At 67.9% G+C, this 22,266-nt stretch carries 21 protein-coding genes; 11 read left to right on the forward strand and 10 right to left on the reverse strand.

Annotated elements, in window-relative coordinates; all coding sequences use genetic code 11:
• Window positions 1-94 precede the first annotated feature (94 nt).
• Complete coding sequence (locus ACFCV3_RS08255) at window positions 95-1,219, forward strand: peptidoglycan-binding protein (protein ID WP_376027487.1); 1,125 nt, start codon at window positions 95-97, stop codon at window positions 1,217-1,219.
• Window positions 1,220-1,263: 44 nt separating this feature from the next.
• On the opposite strand, the gene ACFCV3_RS08260 is transcribed toward ACFCV3_RS08255, so the two are convergent.
• Complete coding sequence (locus tag ACFCV3_RS08260) at window positions 1,264-2,307, reverse strand: aldo/keto reductase (RefSeq protein WP_376027490.1); 1,044 nt, start codon at window positions 2,305-2,307, stop codon at window positions 1,264-1,266.
• A 58-nt stretch (window positions 2,308-2,365) separates the two neighbouring features.
• Here ACFCV3_RS08260 and ACFCV3_RS08265 point away from each other — a divergent pair, with 58 nt between their 5' ends.
• Both ACFCV3_RS08265 and ACFCV3_RS08270 read left to right on the forward strand, forming a co-directional pair.
• Window positions 2,366-3,397: an aminotransferase class V-fold PLP-dependent enzyme gene (locus tag ACFCV3_RS08265; protein WP_376027493.1), complete on the forward strand. Its 1,032-nt coding sequence runs from the start codon at window positions 2,366-2,368 to the stop codon at window positions 3,395-3,397.
• A gap of 10 nt (window positions 3,398-3,407) precedes the next feature.
• Complete coding sequence (locus tag ACFCV3_RS08270; protein WP_376027496.1) at window positions 3,408-3,839, forward strand: MerR family transcriptional regulator; 432 nt, start codon at window positions 3,408-3,410, stop codon at window positions 3,837-3,839.
• On the opposite strand, the gene ACFCV3_RS08275 is transcribed toward ACFCV3_RS08270, so the two are convergent.
• The gene (locus ACFCV3_RS08275; RefSeq protein WP_376027499.1) at window positions 3,799-5,079 is read right to left on the reverse strand and encodes an FAD-dependent oxidoreductase; all 1,281 of its coding nucleotides are present in this window, start codon (window positions 5,077-5,079) and stop codon (window positions 3,799-3,801) included. The genes ACFCV3_RS08270 and ACFCV3_RS08275 overlap by 41 nt on opposite strands.
• A 311-nt stretch (window positions 5,080-5,390) precedes the next feature.
• Between ACFCV3_RS08275 and ACFCV3_RS08280 the strand changes: the two genes are divergently transcribed.
• The 6 genes from ACFCV3_RS08280 to fdhD are packed head-to-tail and all read left to right on the forward strand — an operon-like array spanning window position 5,391 to window position 12,510.
• The gene (locus ACFCV3_RS08280; protein ID WP_376027500.1) at window positions 5,391-5,885 is read left to right on the forward strand and encodes an NAD(P)H-dependent oxidoreductase subunit E; all 495 of its coding nucleotides are present in this window, start codon (window positions 5,391-5,393) and stop codon (window positions 5,883-5,885) included.
• Window positions 5,882-7,435 (forward strand): formate dehydrogenase beta subunit, encoded by a 1,554-nt coding sequence (locus ACFCV3_RS08285; RefSeq protein ID WP_376027503.1) that lies wholly within the window; start codon window positions 5,882-5,884, stop codon window positions 7,433-7,435. The genes ACFCV3_RS08280 and ACFCV3_RS08285 overlap by 4 nt, the downstream gene beginning before the upstream one ends.
• Window positions 7,432-10,248, forward strand: coding sequence for a formate dehydrogenase subunit alpha (fdhF, locus tag ACFCV3_RS08290; protein WP_376027505.1), 2,817 nt, complete (start codon window positions 7,432-7,434; stop codon window positions 10,246-10,248). Before ACFCV3_RS08285 ends, fdhF begins: the two co-directional genes overlap by 4 nt.
• Window positions 10,245-10,472 carry a formate dehydrogenase subunit delta gene (locus ACFCV3_RS08295; RefSeq protein WP_376027508.1) on the forward strand — a complete coding sequence of 76 codons (228 nt, stop codon included), beginning with the start codon at window positions 10,245-10,247 and terminating at the stop codon, window positions 10,470-10,472. The genes fdhF and ACFCV3_RS08295 overlap by 4 nt, the downstream gene beginning before the upstream one ends.
• Window positions 10,469-11,698: a molybdopterin molybdotransferase MoeA gene (locus ACFCV3_RS08300; RefSeq protein ID WP_376027510.1), complete on the forward strand. Its 1,230-nt coding sequence runs from the start codon at window positions 10,469-10,471 to the stop codon at window positions 11,696-11,698. The genes ACFCV3_RS08295 and ACFCV3_RS08300 overlap by 4 nt, the downstream gene beginning before the upstream one ends.
• Window positions 11,686-12,510, forward strand: a complete 825-nt coding sequence (gene fdhD / locus ACFCV3_RS08305; RefSeq protein ID WP_376027512.1) for a formate dehydrogenase accessory sulfurtransferase FdhD — start codon at window positions 11,686-11,688, stop codon at window positions 12,508-12,510. Before ACFCV3_RS08300 ends, fdhD begins: the two co-directional genes overlap by 13 nt.
• Here the strand turns inward: fdhD and ACFCV3_RS08310 are convergent.
• The 5 genes from ACFCV3_RS08310 to alr all read right to left on the reverse strand — a co-directional run bounded on the left by ACFCV3_RS08310 (window position 12,500) and on the right by alr (window position 16,997).
• Window positions 12,500-14,023, reverse strand: coding sequence for an N-acetylmuramoyl-L-alanine amidase (locus tag ACFCV3_RS08310; protein WP_376027513.1), 1,524 nt, complete (start codon window positions 14,021-14,023; stop codon window positions 12,500-12,502). The genes fdhD and ACFCV3_RS08310 overlap by 11 nt on opposite strands.
• Window positions 14,023-14,184, reverse strand: a complete 162-nt coding sequence (locus ACFCV3_RS08315; RefSeq protein ID WP_376027514.1) for a hypothetical protein — start codon at window positions 14,182-14,184, stop codon at window positions 14,023-14,025. Before ACFCV3_RS08315 ends, ACFCV3_RS08310 begins: the two co-directional genes overlap by 1 nt.
• 88 nt (window positions 14,185-14,272) lie before the next feature.
• Window positions 14,273-14,899 (reverse strand): M15 family metallopeptidase, encoded by a 627-nt coding sequence (locus ACFCV3_RS08320; protein WP_376027517.1) that lies wholly within the window; start codon window positions 14,897-14,899, stop codon window positions 14,273-14,275.
• Window positions 14,896-15,864, reverse strand: a complete 969-nt coding sequence (locus tag ACFCV3_RS08325) for a D-alanine--D-alanine ligase (protein ID WP_376027519.1) — start codon at window positions 15,862-15,864, stop codon at window positions 14,896-14,898. Before ACFCV3_RS08325 ends, ACFCV3_RS08320 begins: the two co-directional genes overlap by 4 nt.
• On the reverse strand, window positions 15,861-16,997 hold the full coding sequence (alr, locus tag ACFCV3_RS08330; RefSeq protein ID WP_376027521.1) for an alanine racemase: 1,137 nt from the start codon (window positions 16,995-16,997) through the stop codon (window positions 15,861-15,863). The genes ACFCV3_RS08325 and alr overlap by 4 nt, the downstream gene beginning before the upstream one ends.
• A gap of 221 nt (window positions 16,998-17,218) precedes the next feature.
• On the opposite strand from alr, the gene ACFCV3_RS08335 reads away from it, so the two are divergent.
• Window positions 17,219-17,761, forward strand: a complete 543-nt coding sequence (locus tag ACFCV3_RS08335) for a CGNR zinc finger domain-containing protein (RefSeq protein WP_376027524.1) — start codon at window positions 17,219-17,221, stop codon at window positions 17,759-17,761.
• Here the strand turns inward: ACFCV3_RS08335 and ACFCV3_RS08340 are convergent.
• Genes ACFCV3_RS08340 through ACFCV3_RS08350 form a run of 3 tightly spaced genes read right to left on the reverse strand, consistent with a single transcriptional unit; the run spans window position 17,705 to window position 20,264 of the window.
• Window positions 17,705-18,376: a GNAT family N-acetyltransferase gene (locus tag ACFCV3_RS08340; protein ID WP_376027526.1), complete on the reverse strand. Its 672-nt coding sequence runs from the start codon at window positions 18,374-18,376 to the stop codon at window positions 17,705-17,707. The genes ACFCV3_RS08335 and ACFCV3_RS08340 overlap by 57 nt on opposite strands.
• Before the next feature lie 32 nt (window positions 18,377-18,408).
• Window positions 18,409-19,545: an ROK family protein gene (locus ACFCV3_RS08345; RefSeq protein ID WP_376027528.1), complete on the reverse strand. Its 1,137-nt coding sequence runs from the start codon at window positions 19,543-19,545 to the stop codon at window positions 18,409-18,411.
• A gap of 17 nt (window positions 19,546-19,562) precedes the next feature.
• The gene (locus ACFCV3_RS08350) at window positions 19,563-20,264 is read right to left on the reverse strand and encodes a GAF and ANTAR domain-containing protein (protein WP_376027530.1); all 702 of its coding nucleotides are present in this window, start codon (window positions 20,262-20,264) and stop codon (window positions 19,563-19,565) included.
• 104 nt (window positions 20,265-20,368) lie between these two features.
• Between ACFCV3_RS08350 and nhaA the strand changes: the two genes are divergently transcribed.
• Complete coding sequence (gene nhaA / locus ACFCV3_RS08355) at window positions 20,369-22,249, forward strand: Na+/H+ antiporter NhaA (protein ID WP_376027533.1); 1,881 nt, start codon at window positions 20,369-20,371, stop codon at window positions 22,247-22,249.
• Window positions 22,250-22,266 lie beyond the last annotated feature (17 nt).

Consider the following 22,266-nt stretch of genomic DNA (forward strand, 5'->3'; position numbering starts at 1 on the left):
GTCCACGAGGAGCCTCTGTTAATAACTAACCATCATCTGTATCGTCCTCGGTGAAAACCTTCGTTTCTTCGGTACCGCCCCACTGGAGGATGAGATGGTCAGACGTGTTGTCGTTGGTTTGGTGGCCTTGGCAGTGGCCGGGCTGGCGTTGCTGGCTCCGGTCCAGGACTCGCAAGCCGATGAGCTTGCCGGGCCGACCGCGGCCCAGCTGAAGGCCCGTGCCGGCGGGTGTGAGACGCAGTTGTCGAACGGGAAATATGCGCACGACTCCGGCGGATCGCGTACGGTCGCGGTCTGCCGGTCCGGGGACGCCGTGCATTGGACCGCCGATTTCGATGTGGACTGCGACGGTCAGCGCACCACGCAGTGCAACGAGAACACCGATCCCTCGTTCCAGCCGAACACCTCGTGGAACCAGTCCGACGGCCGCCCGCTCAACTCGGCCGGGCTGCCGTTCATCGTCGTACCGCTGTCGAGCACGATCTGGAACTTCCGGTCAGCCGGGATCGACGGTGCGACGGTGGCCGCGGTCGTCTACGGGGACAAGGTCGCGTACGCCGTCGTGGGTGATCAGGGCCCGACCGGGATCATCGGCGAGGGGTCCTACAAGCTGGCCCAGCAGCTCGGGATCAACCCGAACCCGTCCTCGGGTGGCGTGTCCGGCGCGGTCGTCACGTACATTCTGTTCCCCGGCGTCTCGTCGGTGCCGATCGAGAACCAGACCGATGCCCTCACGAAGGGTGAGGCGGCCGCGACCGCGTTCGTGAACAGCACCCAGACCTGTGCATCCACCAACCTGGACTTCACGGCGTACCCAGCTCTGCAACAAGGTGCGACCGGTGGTGCGGTCCGGTCCGCGCAGTGCCTGCTCGGTGGTACGAACGAACCCAGCGGAACCTTCGACGCCGCAACAACCGATGCAGTGAAGGCCTTCCAGACCCGAGTCGGCCTCCCCGCCGACGGCCTGATCGGTGCCAAGACCTGGACCGCCCTACTGTCCGCCGGCGACCAACCGACCATCCGCAACGGCTCCACCGGTACGGCGGTCCGCCGCCTGCAACGGTCCTTGACCGCGGCCCTCGGCCGAACCGTCATCATCGACAGCCAGTTCGGCCCAGCCACCGAAACCGCCGCCAAGGACTACCAACGAACCAGAGCCCTGATCGTCGACGGAGTAGTAGGCCCGGTCACCTGGACCGCCCTCCAATCCGGCAAGTAGCCCACCAACCACTTCGCCGGATATCAGTTCTTGTGGCGGGGCGGTCAGCGGTCGCCAGCTGGGCGGCGGAGGGCGGTTGGGGTGAGGGCGGGGGACTGCCAGGCGGCGTTGGAGTCGTAGATGTCGGTGCCTGGTGGGACGATTTCGTCGATGCGGTCGAGGGTGCTGTCGTCGAGGGTGAGGTCGGCGGCTTTGAGGAGGCCGTCGAGCTGCTCCATGGTGCGCGGGCCGTTGATGACTGCGGTGACGGCGGGATGGGTGGTGACGAAGGCGAGCGCGAGTTCGGGGAGTGACAGGCCGCTGTCCGCGGCGACCTCGATCAGTTGCTCGACCGCGTCGTACTTGGCGGCGTTCGCGGGCAGGGCCGGGTCGAAGCGGTGCGGGGCCAGGGCGGCGCGGCCGGTGGTGAGGTCGATCGGCTGATCCTTGCGGAGCTTGCCGGTCAGGAAGCCCCAGGCGAGTGGGCTCCAGGTCAGCACACCCATGCCGAGCCGGCGGGCGGTCGGCAGGACCGCGCGCTCGGCTCCGCGGCTCAGCATCGAGTACGGCGGCTGCTCGGTCCGGAACTTCCCGTACCCACGACGTTCGGAGACGTGGTACGCCTCGACGATCTCCTCGGCCGGGAAGGTCGACGTACCGAAGGCGCGGATCTTCCCCTGACTGACCAGGTCGGTGAGCGCCCAGAGCGTCTCCTCGATGTCCGTCGTGTGGTCCGGCCGGTGGATCTGGTAGAGGTCGATCCAGTCGGTGCCGAGGCGGCGCAGGCTGTTCTCGACCTCCTGGATGATCCAGCGGCGCGAGTTGCCACGCCGGTTGCGGGGGTTGTCGTCGTCCAGCGCGAAGTGCACCTTGGTCGCCAGTACGACGTCGTCGCGGCGGCCCTGCAGTGCCTTGCCGACGATCTCCTCGGACTCACCCGCGGAGTACATGTCCGCGGTGTCGACGAAGTTGATGCCCTGGTCCAGGGCGGCGTGGACGATCCGGATGCAGTCCTCGTGGTCGGGGTTCCCGACCGCTCCGAACATCATCGTTCCGAGAGCCTGAGTGCTGACCTCGATACCGGTCTTGCCGAGTGGTCGATAGCGCATGGGACGGAGGCTAGAAGCTAGAGCGTTGTCTAGGTCAAGTCCTCCGTAAGGTGGGGGCGTGGACTACAAAGAGCTGTGGAACCCTGAGCCCGGCTGGCTGAACACCGCTTCGTACGGACTGCCGCCGCGGCCGGCGTGGGAAGCGCTGCAGGCCGCGCTCGGGGACTGGCGGGTAGGCGCGACCAGCTGGGAGCCGTGGGACGAATCGACCACCCGCACCCGCGAGTCGTTCGCTCGGTTGCTCGGTGCGGAGGCTGCGGATGTGTTCATCGGCAGCACGGTCTCGGCGGCGCTGGCACCGGTCGCGGCCGCACTGCCGGACGGCGCGCGAGTCTTGACCGACGATGTCGAGTTCACCTCGAACGTCTTCCCCTGGAAGGTCCACGAGGACCGCGGGATCGAGGTGATCGCCGTCCCGGGATCCGAGCTGCTCGACGCGATCCGTCCGGGGATCGACGTGGTCGCGGTCAGCGCGGTCCAGTCGTCGACGGGCGCCGTACTGGATCTCGCGGCAGTAGTTGCCGCCAGCAAGAAGATTGACGCGCTGGTGGTGATCGACGCCAGTCAGGGCATGGGCTGGCTGCCGCTCACCGTCGACGGCATCGACGCACTCGTCGTGCACACCTACAAGTGGCTGATGTCACCCCGTGGAGCCACGCTCGGTTATCTGTCGCGACGGTTGCAGGAGCGGTGCCGCCCGTCGACCGCCAATTGGTACGCCGCGGATGACGTGCACGGGTCGTACTACGGCAACCGGATGGTGCTGGCCGAAGGTGCCCGCCAGTTCGACCAGTCGCCGTCGTGGTTCTGCTTCGTCGGTGCTGCTCCGGCCCTCGAACTGGTCGAGCAGATCGGTGTCGAGACCATCAACAAGCACAACCTCGAGCTGGCCAACGAGTTCCGCGACGGGCTCGGGCTGCCGCCGTCCAACTCCGCGATCGTCAGTACCAGTCGGCCCGGCGCCCAGGAAGCCTTTGCCGCGGCCGGCATCCGGGCGGCCGTCCGGGACGGGAAGCTGCGGGCGTCGTTCCACATCTACTCCACCCGGGACGACGTCCATCAGGCGCTGACTGCGCTCAAGGCGACGTAGGCTCGCAACCATGGGGCTGAGTATCGGGCAGGTGGCGGAGCGGACCGGGCTGAGCGTGCACGCGCTGCGGTTCTACGAGCGGGAAGGCATCCTTGCCGACCCGGTACGCCGGGAGTCGAACGGGCGACGGGTTTACAGCGAGGACGACGTCGACTGGCTGGCGATGTGCATCAAGTTCCGCTCGTCGGGGATGCCGCTCGACACCATCCGCCGGTACACCGAGCTCGTCCGCCAAGGCTCCGGCAACGAGCAGGCCCGCCTGGATCTGCTCCGCAGTCACCAGGAGTACATCACTGCGCAGCTCGAGGACCTGCAGGAGTCACTGCGGGTCATCACCCACAAGGTGACGATCTACGAGGAGCACGTCGCCGCCGGCACTGCCAGCTGTCTCTGGGCAGACGCTAGCTCGAGCGAAGGACCCGCAAGAGCGTCGTCGGCTTGAGCAAGGACGGCGGTCCCGCGAGCAGATTGGCGACCTCCAGGAACTGACGGCCCACCCTGGCGTCGGTGGTAGCTGCCTTGTTCAGCCGGCTCAGGTAGCGGACGAGCAGGCGGGAGGCCAGCGGCTGCTTGCCAGTGGTCGTGTCGAAGCGCAGGTCGTTGGAGACGGACATGACCCAGGCGGTGTCGACGATCTTGGCCATGCCGGTGAAGTAGCGGCGGGTGAGCTGGTCGTCGCCGTTCTCGAGGACCTCGGCCAAATGCTCGGCGGCGAGCGCGGCGATGGTCATGCCCTGGCCGTACGCCGGGTTGAAGCAGACGAGCGAATCACCAGCCGCGACGAAACCCTCGGGCAGGCGACTGGCCTTCTCGTACCGGCGTCGCACGCTCGGACCGATCCGGTAGCGGACCGGGGCGGTCAGCGGTTCGGCTCGGGTGATCAGTCGATGCAGTTCCGGTCCGTCGAGCTGGGCCGCGAAGTCCTCGAAGGCACCGGGCTTGGCCGGCGGTGGGTTGTCCTCCATCCCGACCAGCGTCACCAGCCAGCGGTCGCCGTCGTTCGCTCCGACTCCGCAGCCGATGGGGTTCTCGGGGTAGTGACCGGAGATCACGCCGGTGAAATCCACATCGCCCGGCACCCGCCGGTACTCCCGTGTCGTGTAGATGATTCCGGCCCGGACCTCGTCCTCCGGCGCGGCGTCGTACCCGAGCTCGCGCAGCCAGGTCGGACCCCGGTTGCTCCGCCCGGTCGCGTCGACCACGAGATCCGCGTCCAGACGCTCACCATTGATCCGTACGCCGGTCAGTCGGCCGCTCTCCGCGGTCAGCCCGTCGACCGTCGTACCGGGGCGCGTGACGATGTTCGGTACTTCGGTCACCTTCGCGCGTAGTACCGACTCGATCAGCGGCCGACCGGCCAGCAGACCGGTCAGGTTCGACGGGGCGCGTTTGAGTAGGCGGCCCTCGTTGTACCAGAGGACGTCGTTGTGCAGATCGTTGGTCACCGCACCCCGCCGGACCATCTCGTCCCGGAACCCGGGCACCAGCCGCTCGATCGTCTGATGCCCGCGGGCGAGCAACCCGTGCGCGTGCCGGCTCTGCGGGACGCCCTTGCGATGGACCGCCTCCAGTGGCAGCTCATCCCGGTCCAGGACGACGACCTCGTCGTACCAGCGGCTGAGCACCTTCGCCGCCAGCAGCCCCGCCATACTCCCGCCCGCAATCACAGCCCTCGTACCCATGGATTCAACCCTCGCGCGGCGGCCTGCCGGTTCCACGCGCCATCGGGCAGACCTCGGGGCACTTAGTGGCCCGTGGCGGGCGTTATTTGGCGCTTGCGGCGCCCAGGCACGCACCTCACGGCACCGGAGGAACAGCCACGATGGAAAGCATCGAGGCCGCTCCTCCGGCACCGCGATGCACGCACCTGAACACCGCAATCACTCAAATAACCCCCACCACGGGCCACTCGCTCGGAGTTGATAGGCGGCGTCTATCACGTCATAGGCAGCATTGCTTTGACCCCGCTCGCTGAGCACGGGATGTTGTATACATGACGAGTGAGGTAGTGGCCGCTTCCTCCGTTCCGGCTCCTGGACGTGCTCAGCGCGTGCGGGAGATAGCGACTGAGTTGCGCGGGCTCCGCGGTGCCCTGATCCCGATCCTCCATGCCGTCCAGGAGGAGCTGGGGTACGTCGACCAGCCGGACGTGCCGGTGATCGCCGACGTACTGAATCTGTCGGTGGCCGAGGTACACGGCGTGGTCACCTTCTACAAGGACTTCCGCCGTACGCCGGCTGGGCGAACCGTGGTGGCGATCTGCCAGGCGGAGGCCTGCCGATCGGTTGGGGCGGTCGAGTTGGCCGAACATACCAAGCGGAGTGTCGGCTGTGGGTTCGGGGAGACGACCTACGACGGGCGGATCACGCTCGACGAGGTGTTCTGCTTCGGCAACTGCGCTCTCGGGCCGGCGGTTCAGGTCGGCGAGCGGTTGCACGGACGGGTGACGCCGGCCCGCCTGGATGCATTGTTGGGAGAGGCCCGATGAGCGGGGCGCCGGTGCGAGTCTTCGTGTCCCGGGACTCGGCTGCGCGTTCGGTGGGCTCGGATGAGGTGGCCGAACGGATCCTGGCTGCTGCGAGCGGGCGAGCCGACGGCGCGCCGGCGATTGAGGTTGTGCGGAACGGGTCTCGGGGGATGTTGTGGCTCGAGCCGCTGGTTGAGGTGGAGACTGCGGACGGGCGGATCGGGTACGGGCCGGTTGCTCCGGAGGATGTCGACGGGCTGGTGGCCGGCGGGATGCTCGAGGGTGCTCGGGACCTGGGGGCCTGCCTCGGGGACGTCGAACAGTTGCCGTGGATGCGGCAGCAGCAGCGGCTCACGTTCGCCCGGGTCGGCGTGACCGATCCGTTCTCCGTCGACGACTACACGTCGTACGGCGGTATCCGGGGGCTGCGCCAGGCGTTGGCGATGACCCCGGCCGAGGTCGTGGAGACCGTGGTCGAGTCCGGTCTCCGCGGCCGCGGGGGTGCCGGCTTCCCGACCGGTATCAAGTGGCGGACCGTGCTCGGTGCTCAGTCCGACCTGAAGTTCGTCTGCTGCAACGCGGACGAGGGCGACTCGGGGACCTTCGCGGACCGGATGCTGATCGAGGGTGACCCGTTCACGCTGATCGAGGGAATGACGATCGCGGCGTACGCCGTGGGGGCGTCGGAAGGCTATGTCTACCTGCGCTCCGAGTACCCGGATGCGGTGGCGACGCTCAGGGCCGCGATCGAACTCGCCCGGACCGAGGGGTGGCTGGGGGCCGATATCCTCGGCTCCGGGTTCGAGTTCGAGCTGCATGTCCGGGTCGGTGCCGGTGCGTACATCTGCGGTGAAGAGACCTCGATGCTGGAGAGTCTCGAGGGTAAGCGCGGAATGGTTCGCGCGAAGCCTCCGATCCCAGCCCTGGAAGGGCTTTTCGGGCTGCCGACCGTGGTCAACAATGTGTTGTCGTTAGCAACGGTTCCGACGATCCTGGCTGATGGTGCGGCCACCTATGCGGCGTACGGGGTCGGGCGGTCGCTCGGTACCAGTGTGTTCCAGCTCGGTGGCAACGTGGCCCGTGGCGGCATCGTCGAGACCGCCTTCGGGATCACGCTCGGCGAGCTGGTGAACGAGTTCGGCGGCGGTACGTCGTCCGGTCGCCCGGTCCGCGCCGTACAGGTCGGTGGGCCGTTGGGTGCGTATTTGCCGGTCGAGCAGTTCGACCTGCCGATGGACTACGAGGCGTTCGCGGCCGCCGGGGCGATGGTCGGGCACGGCGGGATCGTGGTGTTCGACGAGACCGTGGACATGGCCGCGATGGCCCGGTTCGCGTTCGAGTTCTGCGCCGCCGAGTCGTGCGGCAAATGCACGCCGTGCCGGGTCGGTGCGGTGCGCGGGGTGGAGACGATCGACCGGATCGTTGCCGGTGACAACCGTGAGAAGAACCTTGTCGTACTGGGCGATCTGTGCGACCTGATGACCGACGGCTCGCTCTGTGCGATGGGTGGGCTCACGCCGCTGCCGGTGCGCAGCGCCGTCCGCCACTTCGGAAAGGACTTCGGGTCATGAGCCTGTTGAAAGAACCTGACTTCGGTACGCCGGCCCGGCCGGGCGAGGCGAGTATCGAGCTGCTGGTGGACGGGGTCGCCGTCCAGGTGGCACCCGGTACGTCGGTGATGCGCGCGGCCAAGGAAGCGGGGATCGACGTACCGAAGCTGTGTGCCACGGACAACCTGGAGGCCTTCGGGTCCTGCCGGTTGTGCGTGGTCGAGATCGACGGCATGCGCGGTACGCCGGCCTCGTGTACGACGCCGGTCGCGCCGGGCATGGTGGTTCGCACGCAGAACGAGAAGCTCGGCAAGCTGCGACGCGGGGTGATGGAGCTCTACATCTCCGACCACCCGCTGGACTGTTTGACGTGCTCGGCCAACGGTGACTGCGAGTTGCAGGACATGGCCGGGGTCACCGGTCTGCGGGAAGTCCGCTACGGATCTGGGGTCGAAGCGGGCGCGAACCACATGGACTTGCCGACGGATTCTTCCAACCCGTACTTCGATTTCGAGGCGTCGAAATGTATTGCGTGCTCGCGGTGTGTGCGGGCGTGTGACGAGGTCCAAGGCACGCTGGCGTTGACGATCGAGGGTCGTGGATTCGACTCCAAGGTCGCGGCCGGGGCCGGCGGATCGTTCTTCGAGTCCGACTGCGTGTCGTGTGGTGCCTGTGTGCAGGCCTGTCCGACGGCGACGCTGCAGGAGAAGTCGGTGATCGAGCTGGGGATGCCGACCCGGTCCGTGATCACCACCTGCGCGTACTGCGGGGTCGGTTGCTCGTTCAAGGCCGAGCTGCGCGGTGACGAGCTGGTCCGGATGGTGCCGTACAAGAACGGTGGTGCCAACGAGGGGCACTCGTGTGTGAAGGGCCGGTTCGCCTTCGGGTACGCGAGTCACCCGGATCGTGTGCTGGAGCCGATGGTTCGTGATTCGATCGCGGACGAGTGGCGGAAGGTCTCCTGGGAAGAGGCGATCGGGTTTACTGCTCGACGGTTGCGCGAGATCCAGGCGCAGTACGGGCAGGGATCGATCGGTGCGATCACTTCGTCACGGACGACCAATGAAGAGGTGTACACGGTCCAGAAGATGGTCCGGGCCGTCTTCGGGAACAACAATGTGGACACGTGTGCGCGCGTCTGTCACTCACCGACGGGGTACGGTCTGAAGCAGACCTTCGGTGAGTCGGCCGGTACGCAGGACTTCAAATCGGTCGACGAGGCCGACGTGATCCTGGTGATCGGGGCGAATCCGACGGACGCGCACCCGGTCTTCGCATCGCGGATGAAGCGGCGGATCCGGCAGGGTGCTCGGTTGATTGTCATGGATCCGCGGAAGACGGACCTGGTCCGGTCGCCGCATATCGAGGCTGCGCATCATCTGGCGCTTGCCCCCGGCACCAATGTCGCGATGATCAACGCGATCGCGCATGTGGTGGTGACCGAGGGGTTGGTGGATCGGGAGTTCGTTGCTTCGCGCTGTGAGGACTTCGAGGTCTGGGAGACGTTCATCGCCGATCCCGCGCACAGCCCGGAAGCGGTCGCGGACACTACCGGCGTACCGCCTGAGGAGGTGCGGGCGGCGGCCCGGTTGTATGCGACCGGTGGGAACGGCGCGATCTACTACGGTCTCGGCGTCACCGAGCACAGCCAGGGCTCCACGATGGTGATGGGGATGGCCAACCTCGCGATGGCGACCGGCAACATCGGCCGGCGCGGGGTCGGCGTGAACCCGTTGCGTGGGCAGAACAACGTGCAGGGTTCGTGCGACATGGGTTCGTTCCCGCACGAGCTGCCGGGCTATCGGCATGTGTCGGACGACGGCGTACGGGAGGTGTACGAGAAGCTCTGGGGTACGCCGTTGCTGAACGAACCCGGACTGCGGATCCCGAACATGTTCGACTCGGCGATCGACGGATCGTTCAAGGCGTTGTTCGTCCAGGGTGAGGACATTGCGCAGTCCGATCCGAACACGCAGCATGTTTTTGCCGCGCTGGGTGCGTTGGATCTGCTCGTGGTGCAGGATCTGTTCGTCAACGAGACGGCGAAGTTCGCGCACGTTTTGTTGCCTGGGACATCCTTCCTGGAGAAGGACGGGACCTTCACGAACGCCGAGCGGCGGATCAACCGGGTGCGTCCGGTGATGGCGCCGCAGACCGGGAAGCAGGAGTGGGAGATCGTCTGCGAGATCGCCCAGGCGATGGGCTACCCGATGCACTACAACTCGGCGGCCGAGATCATGGCCGAGATCGCGCTGACCACGCCGACCTTCATGGGAGTCTCGTTCGAGCGGCTGGACCGGGTCGGGTCGATCCAGTGGCCGTGCAACGTCGAGCACCCGGACGGTACGCCGATCATGCACGAGGAGGAGTTCACGCGGGGCAAGGGGCGGTTCATGGAGACCGTTTACGTGCCGACGTCGGAGCGGTCGACGCGGAAGTACCCGCTGATTCTGACGACCGGGCGGATCCTGTCGCAGTACAACGTGGGGGCACAGACCCGCCGTACGGCGAACGTCGCGTGGCACCCGGAGGACATCCTCGACCTGCATCCGCATGATGCGGAGGTTCGTGGGATCGAGGACGGCGACACGGTGGCGTTGTCGAGCCGGGTCGGCCGAACCACCTTGCGGGCAAGGCTTTCCGACCGGATGCCGGTCGGGGTCTGCTACACGACCTTCCATCACCCGGTCACCGGTGCGAACGTCATCACGACGGACAACTCCGACTGGGCGACGAACTGTCCGGAGTACAAGGTGACCGCGGTGCAGGTGGATCTGCTGCCCACTGCGATCGCCGAGGCTCGCGAACCAGCCGTCGTCGGTGATGCCCGATGAGCCGCGCCACCGTGCCGCCGTACGTACGATTGGCGAATGAGATCGCTGCCCAGTTCGCGCACCGGCCGACGGCCGATGCAGCCACCGCCATTGCGAACCACATGCGGATCGCGTGGGATCCACGGATGAAGAGGGCACTGATCGCTCACGTCGAGGCCGGCGCCGAGGACCTCGACCCCGCAGCTGCCCTCGCAGCCCAGCAACTCCAAGCAGCCGCGAAGTGACCCAGCCGAACGACCTGGCCGACGGTGCGAGGGTCGGCCCACGACGCGAGCACGTGTCATGGGATGCGGCTCGGCGGGTCGCTCACCTCGTCGCCCGCCCGCAGCCGGCCGTTTCGCGCGCACTCGCGGATGCCGCGGGGTGCGTGCTCGCGAGCCCCCTGGTATCGCCCGCCGCGGTTCCACCGGTCGATCGCTCGGCCATGGACGGGTACGCCGTACGCGGGGCTGGGCCGTGGCGCGTCATCGGACACGTGGCGGTCGACTGCGCCGAGTCAGTCGAGCTCGCAGACGGCCAAGCCTGCAGCATCACCACGGGAGCCGCAGTACCGGCAGGCGCCACGAGCGTCGTACGAGACGAAGACATCGAGCTGGACGGTTCGTGGGTCCGCGGACCGTCCGAACCCGGGAAGCACATCCGCCGAGCCGGCGAGGAATGCCAAGCCGGCGAGGTCGTCCTCCCCGCAGGCATCGTGGTCGACGGCCCAGTACTAGGCCTAGCAGCATCCTTAGGCCTCAACCGCCTGACAGTCATCCCCCAACCAGTAGTAGCCGCCCTAATCACCGGCAACGAACTAGTCCACCAAGGCCCCTCAGGCCCAGGCCGAGTCCGCGACGCCATCGGCCCCATGCTCCCCACCCTCATAACCCAAGCAGGCGCCCACCCAGGCCCGATCCTCCACCTCCCCGACACCCGAGAAGCCCTCCTCGAAGCCCTCCAAAACCAGCACTCCACCGGTGCCTCCCACTTGATTCTTGTGTCTGGGTCTTCGGCTGCTGGGCCTGCTGATCATTTGCGGGCGGTGTTGGCGGAGGTGGGGGCCGAACTTGTGGTGGATGGGGTGGATTGCCGGCCGGGGCATCCGCAGGCGTTGGCCCGGTTGGGGGATGGGCGGTTGGTGGTTGGGTTGCCGGGGAATCCGTTTGCGGCGTTGAGTGCGTTTCTGACGTTGGGGGTGGCGGCAATCGACCGCCTCCGGGGGTTGCCGTTGCAGACGCTGCCGATTGCGCCTATCCCGGGTGGGGTTGCTTGTCATCCGCATAGCACTCGGTTGGTGCCGGTTCGGGTGACCGGGCAGGGCGCCGTACCGGTGGGGCATGGGGGGTCGGCGATGTTGCGGGGTGCTGCTGGGGCGGACGCGTTGGCTGTGGTGGATCCTGGGCCGGCTGAGGCTATTGCGGCGCGGTTGTTGCCGCTGGATCCGGGGGTACGACCGTGGGGCGGTTGATCGCTCGGCGCCCGGTGATCCGGATGGGACCGAACGGCCAGCGCAGCCGACCCGACTCACTCGCCGTCGAAGAACCACTCGAACTACGCGTCGACGGCAAACCGCTCGCCGTCACCATGCGCACGCCCGGCCACGACGTCGAGCTCGCGCACGGCTTCCTGCACACCGAGGGCGTGATCGGCAGCGTCGACGACATCCGCGCGGCCCGCTACTGCGATTCGCTCGACGATGAAGGCCGCAACACGTACAACGTGCTCGACGTCAGCCTGGCCCCCGGCGTACCGCCGCCGGTCACAGGGGTCGAGCGGAACTTCTACACCACCTCGTCCTGTGGCGTCTGCGGGAAGGCGTCACTCGACGCAGTCCGCTTGAAAACAAGGCATTCCCCGGCCGACGACGAGGTCACGATCCGGTACGACGTCCTCGCCGAACTGCCCGACGTACTCCGAACCCGGCAGCAGGTCTTCGACCGTACCGGCGGCTTGCACGCGGCCGGCCTCTTCACCCCGACCGGCGACCTGCTCGCAGTCCGCGAAGACGTCGGCCGCCACAACGCGGTCGACAAGGTGATCGGCTGGGCCCTCCTCGACCACCGCATCCCAGCCCGCGGCCTCATCCTGATCGTCTCCGGCCGAGCCTCCTTCGAGCTGGCCCAGAAAGCAGTCATGGCCGGCATCCCCGTCCTAGGCGCCGTCTCCGCCCCCAGCTCCCTAGCCGTAGACCTAGCAGACGAATCCGGCCTGACCCTCGCCGGATTCATCCGCAACGGTTCCCTCAACGCCTACACCCACGCCGCCCGCATCACGAGCTGAGGGCTAAGGAGCCGCCCCAGTTGTCGGTGGCTTGGCGGGCTTCGGCGTCGATGAAGTAGCGATGCTCGAGGGTGCCGTCGGCGATGCGGTAGAAGGCGTGGTGGGCGTCGGCGGTGGAGAGGCCTACCGGGTCGTCGGTCACCACGCCGATGGCACCCCAGTTGTCGGACTCGGGCGGGTCGATGGTGGGCGACCAGTAGAAGTGGACCAGGTCGCCGTTCTCCTTGCGGGCAAGGACGTGCTGCTGGTTCTTGTGCGCGAACGCATGCGGGTTCCCGACGAACGGTCCGCCGGTCCAGATGTCGCCGAGGACCGTCGTACCGTCGAGGAACCGGTGCTGCAGCTGCCCGTCGGCGTTCCGGAAGAACACATGCGCCTGTACGCCGGTGCTGAACCCGGTCACGTCCGACGTGACACCGCTCGTGACACCCCAGTTGTCGAACGCCGGATTGCCACCCGGAGCCCACGACCAGTGTTTCAGTTCGCCGTTCGGTCCGCGACCGAAGATGTGCTGCTGGTCCTTGTGCACAAAGGCTATCGGGTTGCCGACGAAGGGTCCGCCGGCCCAGACACCGGTGGTGATCTGATCGGTGCCCTGGTCCCAGAACTTGTGCTCCAGGTTCCCGTCCGGGTTGCGGTAGAACAGGTGCTGCTGGTTCTTGTAGGCGAACCCGGTCGGGTTCGACAGCACGCGTCCTTCGGTGCCCCAGTGGTCGAGCACAGGTGCGCCGGTCCCCGCCTGCCACCAGTGCCGGACGGTGTTGTCCTTGCCGCGGGCAAACACATGCTGCTGACCGTTGTGGACAAACCCGACCGGCTTCCCGGCCAGGTTGCTCGAACCCCAGTCCTGTACGACCTTGTCGGTTGCGGGCGACCACATCAGGTTCACCAACGTGCCGCCAGTACCGACCGCCGCCACGTGCTGCTGGTCCTGATACCGGTACGCCTGACCAGCGGCGCCACCGCCACCCGCGAGCTGCTGGGCGATCTCCGCCCGCAACGCGTCCAGGTCGATGAACGACGGGTCGATCTTGCCGGTAGTCGAAGTCTCCCGGTGCCCGCGGACGTAACTCGCGTCCCGGCCGAGCTGCCGCAGTACGGCGACTGTCGCCTTCACGGATGCGTCGTACTGCGCCGGTGTCATGTGCTGGTTGACGCCGTTGTAGTCGATCTCCCAGCCGATCAGCATGGTGTTGCCGTCACCGGCCGGGATCGGACCGCTGGCCCGGGCCGCGCCCGCGTGGTTCGCGCGGTTGGCCGAGATGACGTGGAACACGCCGTTGTAGTCGACCAGCGCCTGGCACAGCGGACCCTGCAGGTCGGAGCGGCCGTTGATGCAGATGCCCAGCGCGGGATGCGGGTTGGACGGACTCGACGTCGCCGCGGTGTGGTGCCAGAGCACGCCGATCGGGTTGAACGACCCGGACACCCCACGAGCCTTCCAGTTGCCTTCCTCGACGACCTGTACGCCGGCCGCCCGGAGCACGTCGGCGAGCCAGGTGATGCTGGCCATCAGCGGAGCACCGTCGGGTCGGCCTCGATCAGGTCGGCCAGGCACTCAGGCTTCTTCTTCAACGCCCTCGCGGGAGCGGCCGGGAGCCCGACCTGCGCGGCCAGCGCCACGGCCGGGATACTCAGCAGAATCTTGCGGCGGGACAACCTGGGCGGGGTCATAGTTCCTCCAACGATGAAAAACCGGTGGAGACATGGGACCAGCCAGGCGGTCACCTGAGCAATCAATCAAATACAGGTGGAATGGCCTTCACTGAGGGTCAGGCCAGGGCATGGGGCCGTAGATCGCGTGGGGCTGGTTGTCGGCGTAGGCCCAGTAGCGGTCGCCGTAGGACCAGTGCCACCACTCGGTGGGGTAGTTGACCAGGCCGGCCGCGGTAAGGACGTCGGCGAGGAGGTCGCGGTTGGTGCGGGCTTCGCGGCTGATGTTGGTGGCCGCGAAGAAGCACGCTCCGTCACTCTGCTCGGGCGTCGCGTCGATCGGCGTACCGAGGTCGAGCGGACCATGGGCGCCGACCAGGGTCAGGTCGACGGCAGCGCCGGCCACGTGCGGGGCGACCTCGATCGGGGAGACGAACCGGCTCGCCAGCACCCGGATCTCGGCTTCGTCCAGATCAGGGTGCAACGAGCGGAGCTCGGCGCAATAGCCGTCGTAGATCTTGCGCTGGGACTCGAGCGGCCGCAGGCCCTCGACCACGTGCAGCTGGATCCCCGACGGCAGGAACGCGTTCGCAATCACCAGCCGGTCGGCCACGCCCTCCCGGGAGTACGCCGTACCGGGTGTCTGGATGCCGCGGGTGGCCAGCTCGACCACCGGTTCGCCGTTCTCGACCGCCTCGATGCGGGTGATCCGCTCGTCGCTGAGCAGTACTGTCACGGCTGGGCGACCGCCGTCTTGATCAGTACGTCGACCACGTCGGCGTAGGTGTATCCGGCCGCGGCCCACATCCGCGGGAACTGCGAGGCCGGGGTGAAGCCGGGCAGCGTGTTGATCTCGTTCACGACCGGCTTGCCGTCCGCGGGGACGAAGAAGTCGACCCGGGCGAGACCCTTGCAGCCGAGCACCTCGAACACCTCGAGCGCAGTCCGGTTCAGCAGCTCGGCCAGCTCGGGAGTCAACGGCGCCGGTACGACGAACTCGGTCGCACTCTCGGCGTCGTACTTGGCGGTCGCGTTGAAGAACGGCTGGGCCGGGTCGCTGTGAATCTCCAGCGGCGGGCCGACCTCGACATGGCCGTCGGGGAACTGCAGGACGGCGAGGTCGATCTCGCGGCCGACCATCTCCTTCTCGACCAGGACCTGCGGATCGAGCTCGGCCGCCGCGGCGACCGCGTCGGCCAGCGAGGCCAGGTCGGTGGCGCGGCCGACGCCGAAGCTGGAACCGCCGTTGGCGGGCTTCACGAAGACCGGGAACTCGACATCGGCCTCCTTCAGCTTCTGTACGGCGGCCTCGGCGTCACTGGTCTCCGCGCCGAACAACCGCACACCAGGAGTGACCGGGATGCCGTGCGCGCGCAGCACCGCCTTCGTCAGGTGCTTGTCGAGGCCGACCGCGCTCGCGGTGACCCCACTGCCGACGTACGGGACCTTCAGCTGGTCGAGGAAGCCCTGCAGGCGGCCGTCCTCGCCGTACTCGCCGTGCAAGCCGATCAGTACGACGTCGACGGCGCGGAGCAGGTCGATCGCCTCGTGCAGGCCGTTGGCCCAGTCGCCCTGCTGGTCGATGACGAGCGGGACCGCGGTGTGACCGAGTGAGGCGACCGCGTCGGCGATCCCCTTGCCACTGGCCAGGGACACGTGGTGTTCGGGGCTGGCGCCGCCCATCACGACCGCGACCTTCATCGAGTTGCCTCCTCATAGCGACGCGGCACCCTGGTTCCGATGCCACAGTAGATTTCGTGCGGGATGGTTCCGGCCCAGTCCGCCCAGTCCTTGGCGGTCGGCTCGCCGTGCGAACCGTCTCCGAAGATCGTCACCGGCTCGCCCGGGTCGACCGGCAGGTCGCCGGCGTCGACGACGAACTGGTCCATCGCGATCCGGCCGACTACCGGCATCCGGACCCCGCGGCACAGCACACTAGCCTGCTCGACCGCGACCCGCGGAATCCCGTCGGCGTACCCGAGGGGCACCAGCAGCACGGTGGTCTCGCGCTCGGCGGTGAAATCATGTCCGTACGAAACGCCTTCGCCGGCGCCGATCCGGCGGACCTGGAAGGCCTTGCTCATCAGCCGCATCGCCGGGCGCAGACCGATCCCGGTCTCGTCGATACCGTAGAGCCCGGCGCCGATCCGGATCACGTCACAGTCCGGCGCGTCCAGGGTGATCGCCCCGGCCGAGTTGGCCAGGTGGATCGTGCTCGGATTCAGTCCTGCGCGCCGGGCCAGCACCACCCCGGTCCGGAGCAGCTGCAACTGCTTCCGGCTCTGGACGGCGTTCGGATCGTCGCCGTGCGACAGATGCGACCAGATTCCCCGGACGACGAGCGCCCCGAGCGCCTCGTGGTGCGCCGCGGCCCGGGTCAGTTCGATCCACTGGTCGGGGGTGCTGCCGGCCCGGTGCAGACCGGTATCGAGTTTCAAGTGCACGTTCTTGACGGCCGGGACCGAGGCGACCCGCTGCAGCTCGGCGACCGTGGAGACGCTGACATCGACGTCCATGTCGCCGAGCAGCATCAGCTCGGCGGCGTCGTACAGCCAGGTCAGGATCGGGGCGGTCAGGCCGGCGGCCCGCAGTTGCAGGGCCTCGTCGGCCCGCGCGACACCGAGCCAGGTCGCCCCGGCGTCGAGGGCGGCCCGGGCCACCGGTACGGCGCCGTGCCCGAACGCGTCGGCCTTGACCACCGCCATCACGTCATGCGGAGTCAGTCGCCGGAATGTCCGGACGTTGTCCCGGACCGCCGACAGGTCGACTACGGCCTCGGACAGACCGGCGATACCCGCGGGCGCCGGGCGCTGCCGGGCCTGGACCAAGTTCATATTCCTCATTGTTGTAGCTGGCAACCATCAGTTCATCGGATCACGGAAGGATGTTGCGCAGATCTGACGTACGACTCTGGTCTGACGCTCTGCTCCCTATCAAAGGTTCACCCTTCGCCTCGAAAACCTTCTCCAAGGCTTGTATCCGCTGCGTTTCACCATAGCTGCGCTACGCAGGGTGAGATTGGGTGGCTGTGTGCAGCTGCCGGATACTGGGCGTCGTGGAGCCGACCGAACACCTCGCAGCGTCGCTCGCCGCGGCCATCGCGCTGGCGAACGTCTTCGGTGCGCCTACACGGCAGGGCCGCCCGGCCACGCCGCCGGACGACGAGGCCGTCCGCGGGGTGCTGCGGCTGACCACCAACCGAACCGTCCCGATTGAGCTCCACGAATATGAGACGGGCGCGCGGCAGTTGTATGACGCGCTGAGCCTGTTGCCGGATGTCGACGGAGCCGTCGAGTTGGTCAACGACCTGCTGCGCCGCACTCAGGCGGCTCCGCAGCTGACCCGGGAGCCGGGGCAGCTGTGGCATCTGCATTTCGCGTCGCCGGGGGTTTCGGTGGCGACCGGGTGGCTGGCCGAGTTCGCTACCGCGGTGGCGATGCTGCTCGGCAGCCACGACTCGGAGCGGCTGCGGCGGTGTGCGGCCGAGCGGTGTGACGATCTGTTCCTGGATTCGACCCGGAACCGCACCCAGCGGTTCTGCTCAACGGCTTGCCAGAACCGCACCAAGGTCGCTGCGCACCGTGCTCGCACTGCCTGATGCCGTCACCATGGTTGCTTCCGGCAACCATCCCAGTGAACGATAAAGCTGTACGCCGACCTCGGTCGCCATCAGTAGCCCGTCGTGTGCGCCGCGGTCGAGTGCTCGCCGGCTGAGCGCGCCCATCACCACGCTGCCGAGGCCCCGGCGCCGGTGGTCCGGGTCGGTGTGGATGTCGTGCATGACCGCGTCCGTGCCGACGGTCGCCATCATTCCGCGGGCGGCGACTGTGCCGTCCGGGGTCAGCAGTTGCACGTGGTCCAGCGGTCCGTCGGTGTGCACGGACAGCTCGTACGGCGGTGGTGTCACCGGCTGCGGGTGGTCGTGCAGGGCGATCGACATCAGCACCTTCTGCTCGGCGAACGGCTGCAGTCCGGCGGCGCTCATTCGTGCGGCGGCAGCGTCGCCGTACTGGGTGGGGACGGTCAGCCAGGTGGTTTCGGTGGCGGCCGGGGCCAGGCGGTCGATGAGGGCCGGGTTGTCGGTGAGGGTGAACATCTCCCGCTCACGCCCGGGCAGGCCGAGCTGCGCGAGCAGGACGTCGTCGTACTCGACCGGCTGTTCCAGGCCGCGGCACAGCCGCCAGCCCGCCATCCATCGCCTCACGGGATCCATGAGGGTGAGTGTAACTGCTTATTCCGAGTTAGTCAGTTACCAAGGACGAAGGTCTGGATCGCGATCACCGCGCCGCCGCGGGCCCATTCGGTGAAGTCGGCGGGCTGCAGGACCATCGGCAGCTCGGCGCCGGACGGGTGCCGATCGCCGTGCAGGGCGGCCAGGAGCTCGGTCCGCGCGACCTCCGCGAGCCGGACACCCTCGCCACCGAGGACGACCAGCTGGGGCATGGTGAAGTTCGCGGCGGCGGCGATGAGCTTCCCGAGGGCGAACCCGGCCTGGCTGATCACCGGCTCGGCCCCGGGGTCACCCTTCGCCGCGAGATCCAGGCACTCCTCGTAGTCGACCGGCCGTCCGAGCGCGGCGCCGACCCGGGTCGTGATCGAGCCGACGGTGAGCAGGCTGAGCGCGCAGCCGCGGTGCCCGCGGTCGCAGAGCGGCCCGTCGGGGATCAGCGGGTGATGGCCGATCAGGCCGATGCTGGTGTCCGGGCTCTCGATGGTCTTGTTGTGGACGACCAGTCCGTAGCCGACGCCGGCGCCGATGGTGATCAGCACGAACCGATCCGTACCGCGGCCGGCCCCGAACCAGTGGGTCGCCTCGGTCAGCGCATTGAGGTCGTTCGCCACCACGACCGGCGTACTGGTCCCAGCCGCGAGCAGCTCACCGAGCGGCACGTCGACCCAGTCCAGGTACGGTCCCCACCGGACCTCGGTCCCGTCCACGACCCGACCACCGAGCGTGACCCCGATCCCGCTGATCGGGCGTGGAGCCTGGGTGGCGAGATCGTCAGTCAGCTCCAGAACCAGGGCAGCCACCGCGGACGGTGTGTGGTCGGTCAGCGGCCGCTCCAGACTCGCGATCACCTCGGCCCGCAGCGTCGTCAGTACGCCGATCGCCCGGTCACCGGTCAACTTGATCCCGACGAAATGATGCGCCGCCGGGTCCAGATCAAGCGGCTGCGACGGCCGCCCGACCCGCGCATCCGTCGGCCCGGCCGAAACCTCGACCAGCAGCCCGGACTCCACCATCGGCTTCGTCAACCGCGTCAGACTCCCCGGCGACAACCCCACCCGCCGTGACAACTCAGCACGCGACAGCGGCCCATCCAGCAGGATCTCCAACGCCACCTGCCGGGAAGGCCCCACCAACGGCTGCCAACTCCCCATCCCGACAGCTTAGGGCGCTAATGCGGGAGTTTGCGGGTGTCGATGAGTTGCTGGGCGACGTCGCGGAGTTTGGTGTTGGTGTCCTGGGAGTAGCGCTTGAGGATGGCGAAGGCGCGGTCGCCGTCGACGTCGAAGCGCTCCATCAGGATGCCCATCGCCTGGCCGACGAGTTTGCGGGCGTCGACGGCCTGGGCCATCGTCTCCTCGTGCCGGGCCGAGGCGACGGCGACCGAGGCGTGCCGGGCGAGGATGTGGGCGATCGCCTCGTCGTCCTCGGTGAACGCGTCCGGGGTGGGGCTGTAAAGACCGAGTACGCCGACGGTCTGCCGGGCCGCGTCACCGGTCGCCAGCGGGACGTCGAGCGAGCTGCGGACACCGAGTGCGGCGACTTTGCTGGTCCACTCCGGCCAGCGGCCGTCGGTCTCGGTGTCGCGGATCAGGATCGTGGTCCGGTCCCGCAGAGCGGTCACCAGCGGGCCGACCTCGCTCCGGAGCTGCAGATCGTAGACACCAGCCACGACCGGATCGGTCACCGCCGCGATCTCCGGGCTGCCGCCCCGCGTGTACAGCGCGACACCGGCGTACGTACAGCTCAGCGCCTGCAGCGCGAACTGGACGACCGCATCGATCGTCTCCTCGACCCCAGGGGCATCATGCAGCTCGATGGCCAGCTGCGCGAACGCATCCGCCGAGGCGGCGGTGAGCTCTTGCTCGGTCAACGGGGCTCCCAACAGTCATTGGTACGCCGGACTGCCCGGGCAGGAGGCGTCCGCAGGAGACATCATGCAGCCTGGACCCAGGTTTGCGGCAGTAGGGTTACCTCATGGCGGACTTCCCGGCCCTGCTGAGTGGCCGGACGAACTGGCGGCGGGAGTTCGCGGCTCCGATGCGGAGCTTCCTGCGCACCGAGGCCGGCAGCTCCGGAGTGCTCGCGGCGGCGATCCTGATCGCCCTGCTCTGGGCGAACCTGGCCCCAACCTCGTACGACGATTTCTGGCGGACCGACCTCTCGTTCGAGCTCGGTCACCATGCGTTCGGGCTGGACCTGCGGGAGTGGATCAACAGCGGTCTGATGACGCTGTTCTTCCTGGTCGTCGGCCTGGAGGCGCGGCGCGAGTTCGATCTCGGCGACCTGCGGGACCGCAGCCGCTTCGTGCTGCCGGTGCTCGCGGGCGTCTCCGGGATGGCTGCGCCGGTGCTGATCTACCTGGCCTTCAACCTCGGCACGGACACCGCGCACGGCTGGGGTGTCGCGATGTCGACCGACACCGCGCTGGCACTCGGCCTGCTCGCGCTGGTCGGCCGCGGGGTTCCGGACCGCGTCCGGGTGTTCCTGCTGACCGTGTTCGTCGTCGACGACCTGCTGGCACTGGTCGTGATCGCCGTCGTCTACAGCGAGAACATCGACCTGATGCCGCTGCTGATCGCGGTGCTCGCCTTCGCCGTCGTACTGGCCCTCGCGCTGCTCCGGGTCCGCAAACCCTGGGTGTACGTCGTTCTGGGCGTGATCACGTGGGCCGCACTGCTCACGAGTGGCGTCGACCCGGTCGTGGCCGGGCTGGCGATCGGTCTGACCGCACCGGCGTACTCGCCAGGTCGTGAGGAGCTCGAGCAGGCGAGCGGATTGTTCCGGGTCTTCCGTGAGCAGCCGACGCCGGAGCTGGCCCGGTCGGCGACCGTCGGGCTGACTGCGGCCATCTCACCGAACGAGCGGCTCCAGTTCCTCTATCACCCGTGGACCAGCTACCTGATCGTCCCGTTGTTCGGCCTGGCCAACGCCGGTGTGACGATCGACGCGGCCTTCCTCGGCCGGGCGTTCACCTCACCGGTCACGCTCGGCATCCTGATCGGGTACGTGGTCGGCAAACCGGTCGCGGTCACGCTGGTCTCGTGGCTGCTGGACCGTTTCTCCGGCGGTAGGTACGGACCGCAGGTCGGCTGGGCGGCGGTGGCCGGCAGCGGCACGATCGCGGGTATCGGTTTCACGGTCTCCTTGCTGATAGCAACGATCGCGTTCGAGGGGCCGGTCCTCGCGGAGGCCAAGATCGGTCTGCTGTCCGCCGTGGTCGTGTCGTCCGTGGTGACCTGGCTGGTGTTCCGGTCGGTGAAGTTGCTCAGTCCGCCGAAGAAGGCGCTCGCGCTGCTCGGTCGAGCCGAGGAGCTGGTCGATCTCGTCGATCCGGTCGACCCCGAGCTCGATCACGTCCGTGGTCCCGAGACCGCCTCGGTGACGCTCGTCGAGTACGGCGATTTCGAGTGCCCGTACTGCGGGATCGCGGAGTCCGTCGTACGGGATCTCCTGCAGGACGACGACCTGCGGTACGTATGGCGGCATCTGCCGTTGTCCGACGTACACCCGCGGGCGCAGATCGCGGCCGAGGTGGCCGAGGCTGCGCATGCGCAGGGCGCGTTCTGGGAGATGCACGACCTGCTGCTCGCCAACCAGGAGAACCTGCAGCCCAAGGACCTGATGTCGTATGCCGAGCAGCTCGGCCTCGACAACCACCGGATCCACGACGAGGTGAAGCGGCACGTCGCCGCGGCCCGGGTCGCGCGGGACGTGGAGTCGGCCGACCTCAGCGGGGTGTCCGGGACGCCGACGTTCTTCATCAATGGTCAGCGGCACTACGGCGCGTACGACGTGGAGACGCTGAAGACCGCGATCAAGGTCGCCCGGGCGCGAGCACGGATCAACGCTGGCTGAATCTTGTTGTACTAGGT

It is taken from the genome of Kribbella sp. NPDC056345 (assembly GCF_042262745.1).
Taxonomy (GTDB): domain Bacteria; phylum Actinomycetota; class Actinomycetes; order Propionibacteriales; family Kribbellaceae; genus Kribbella.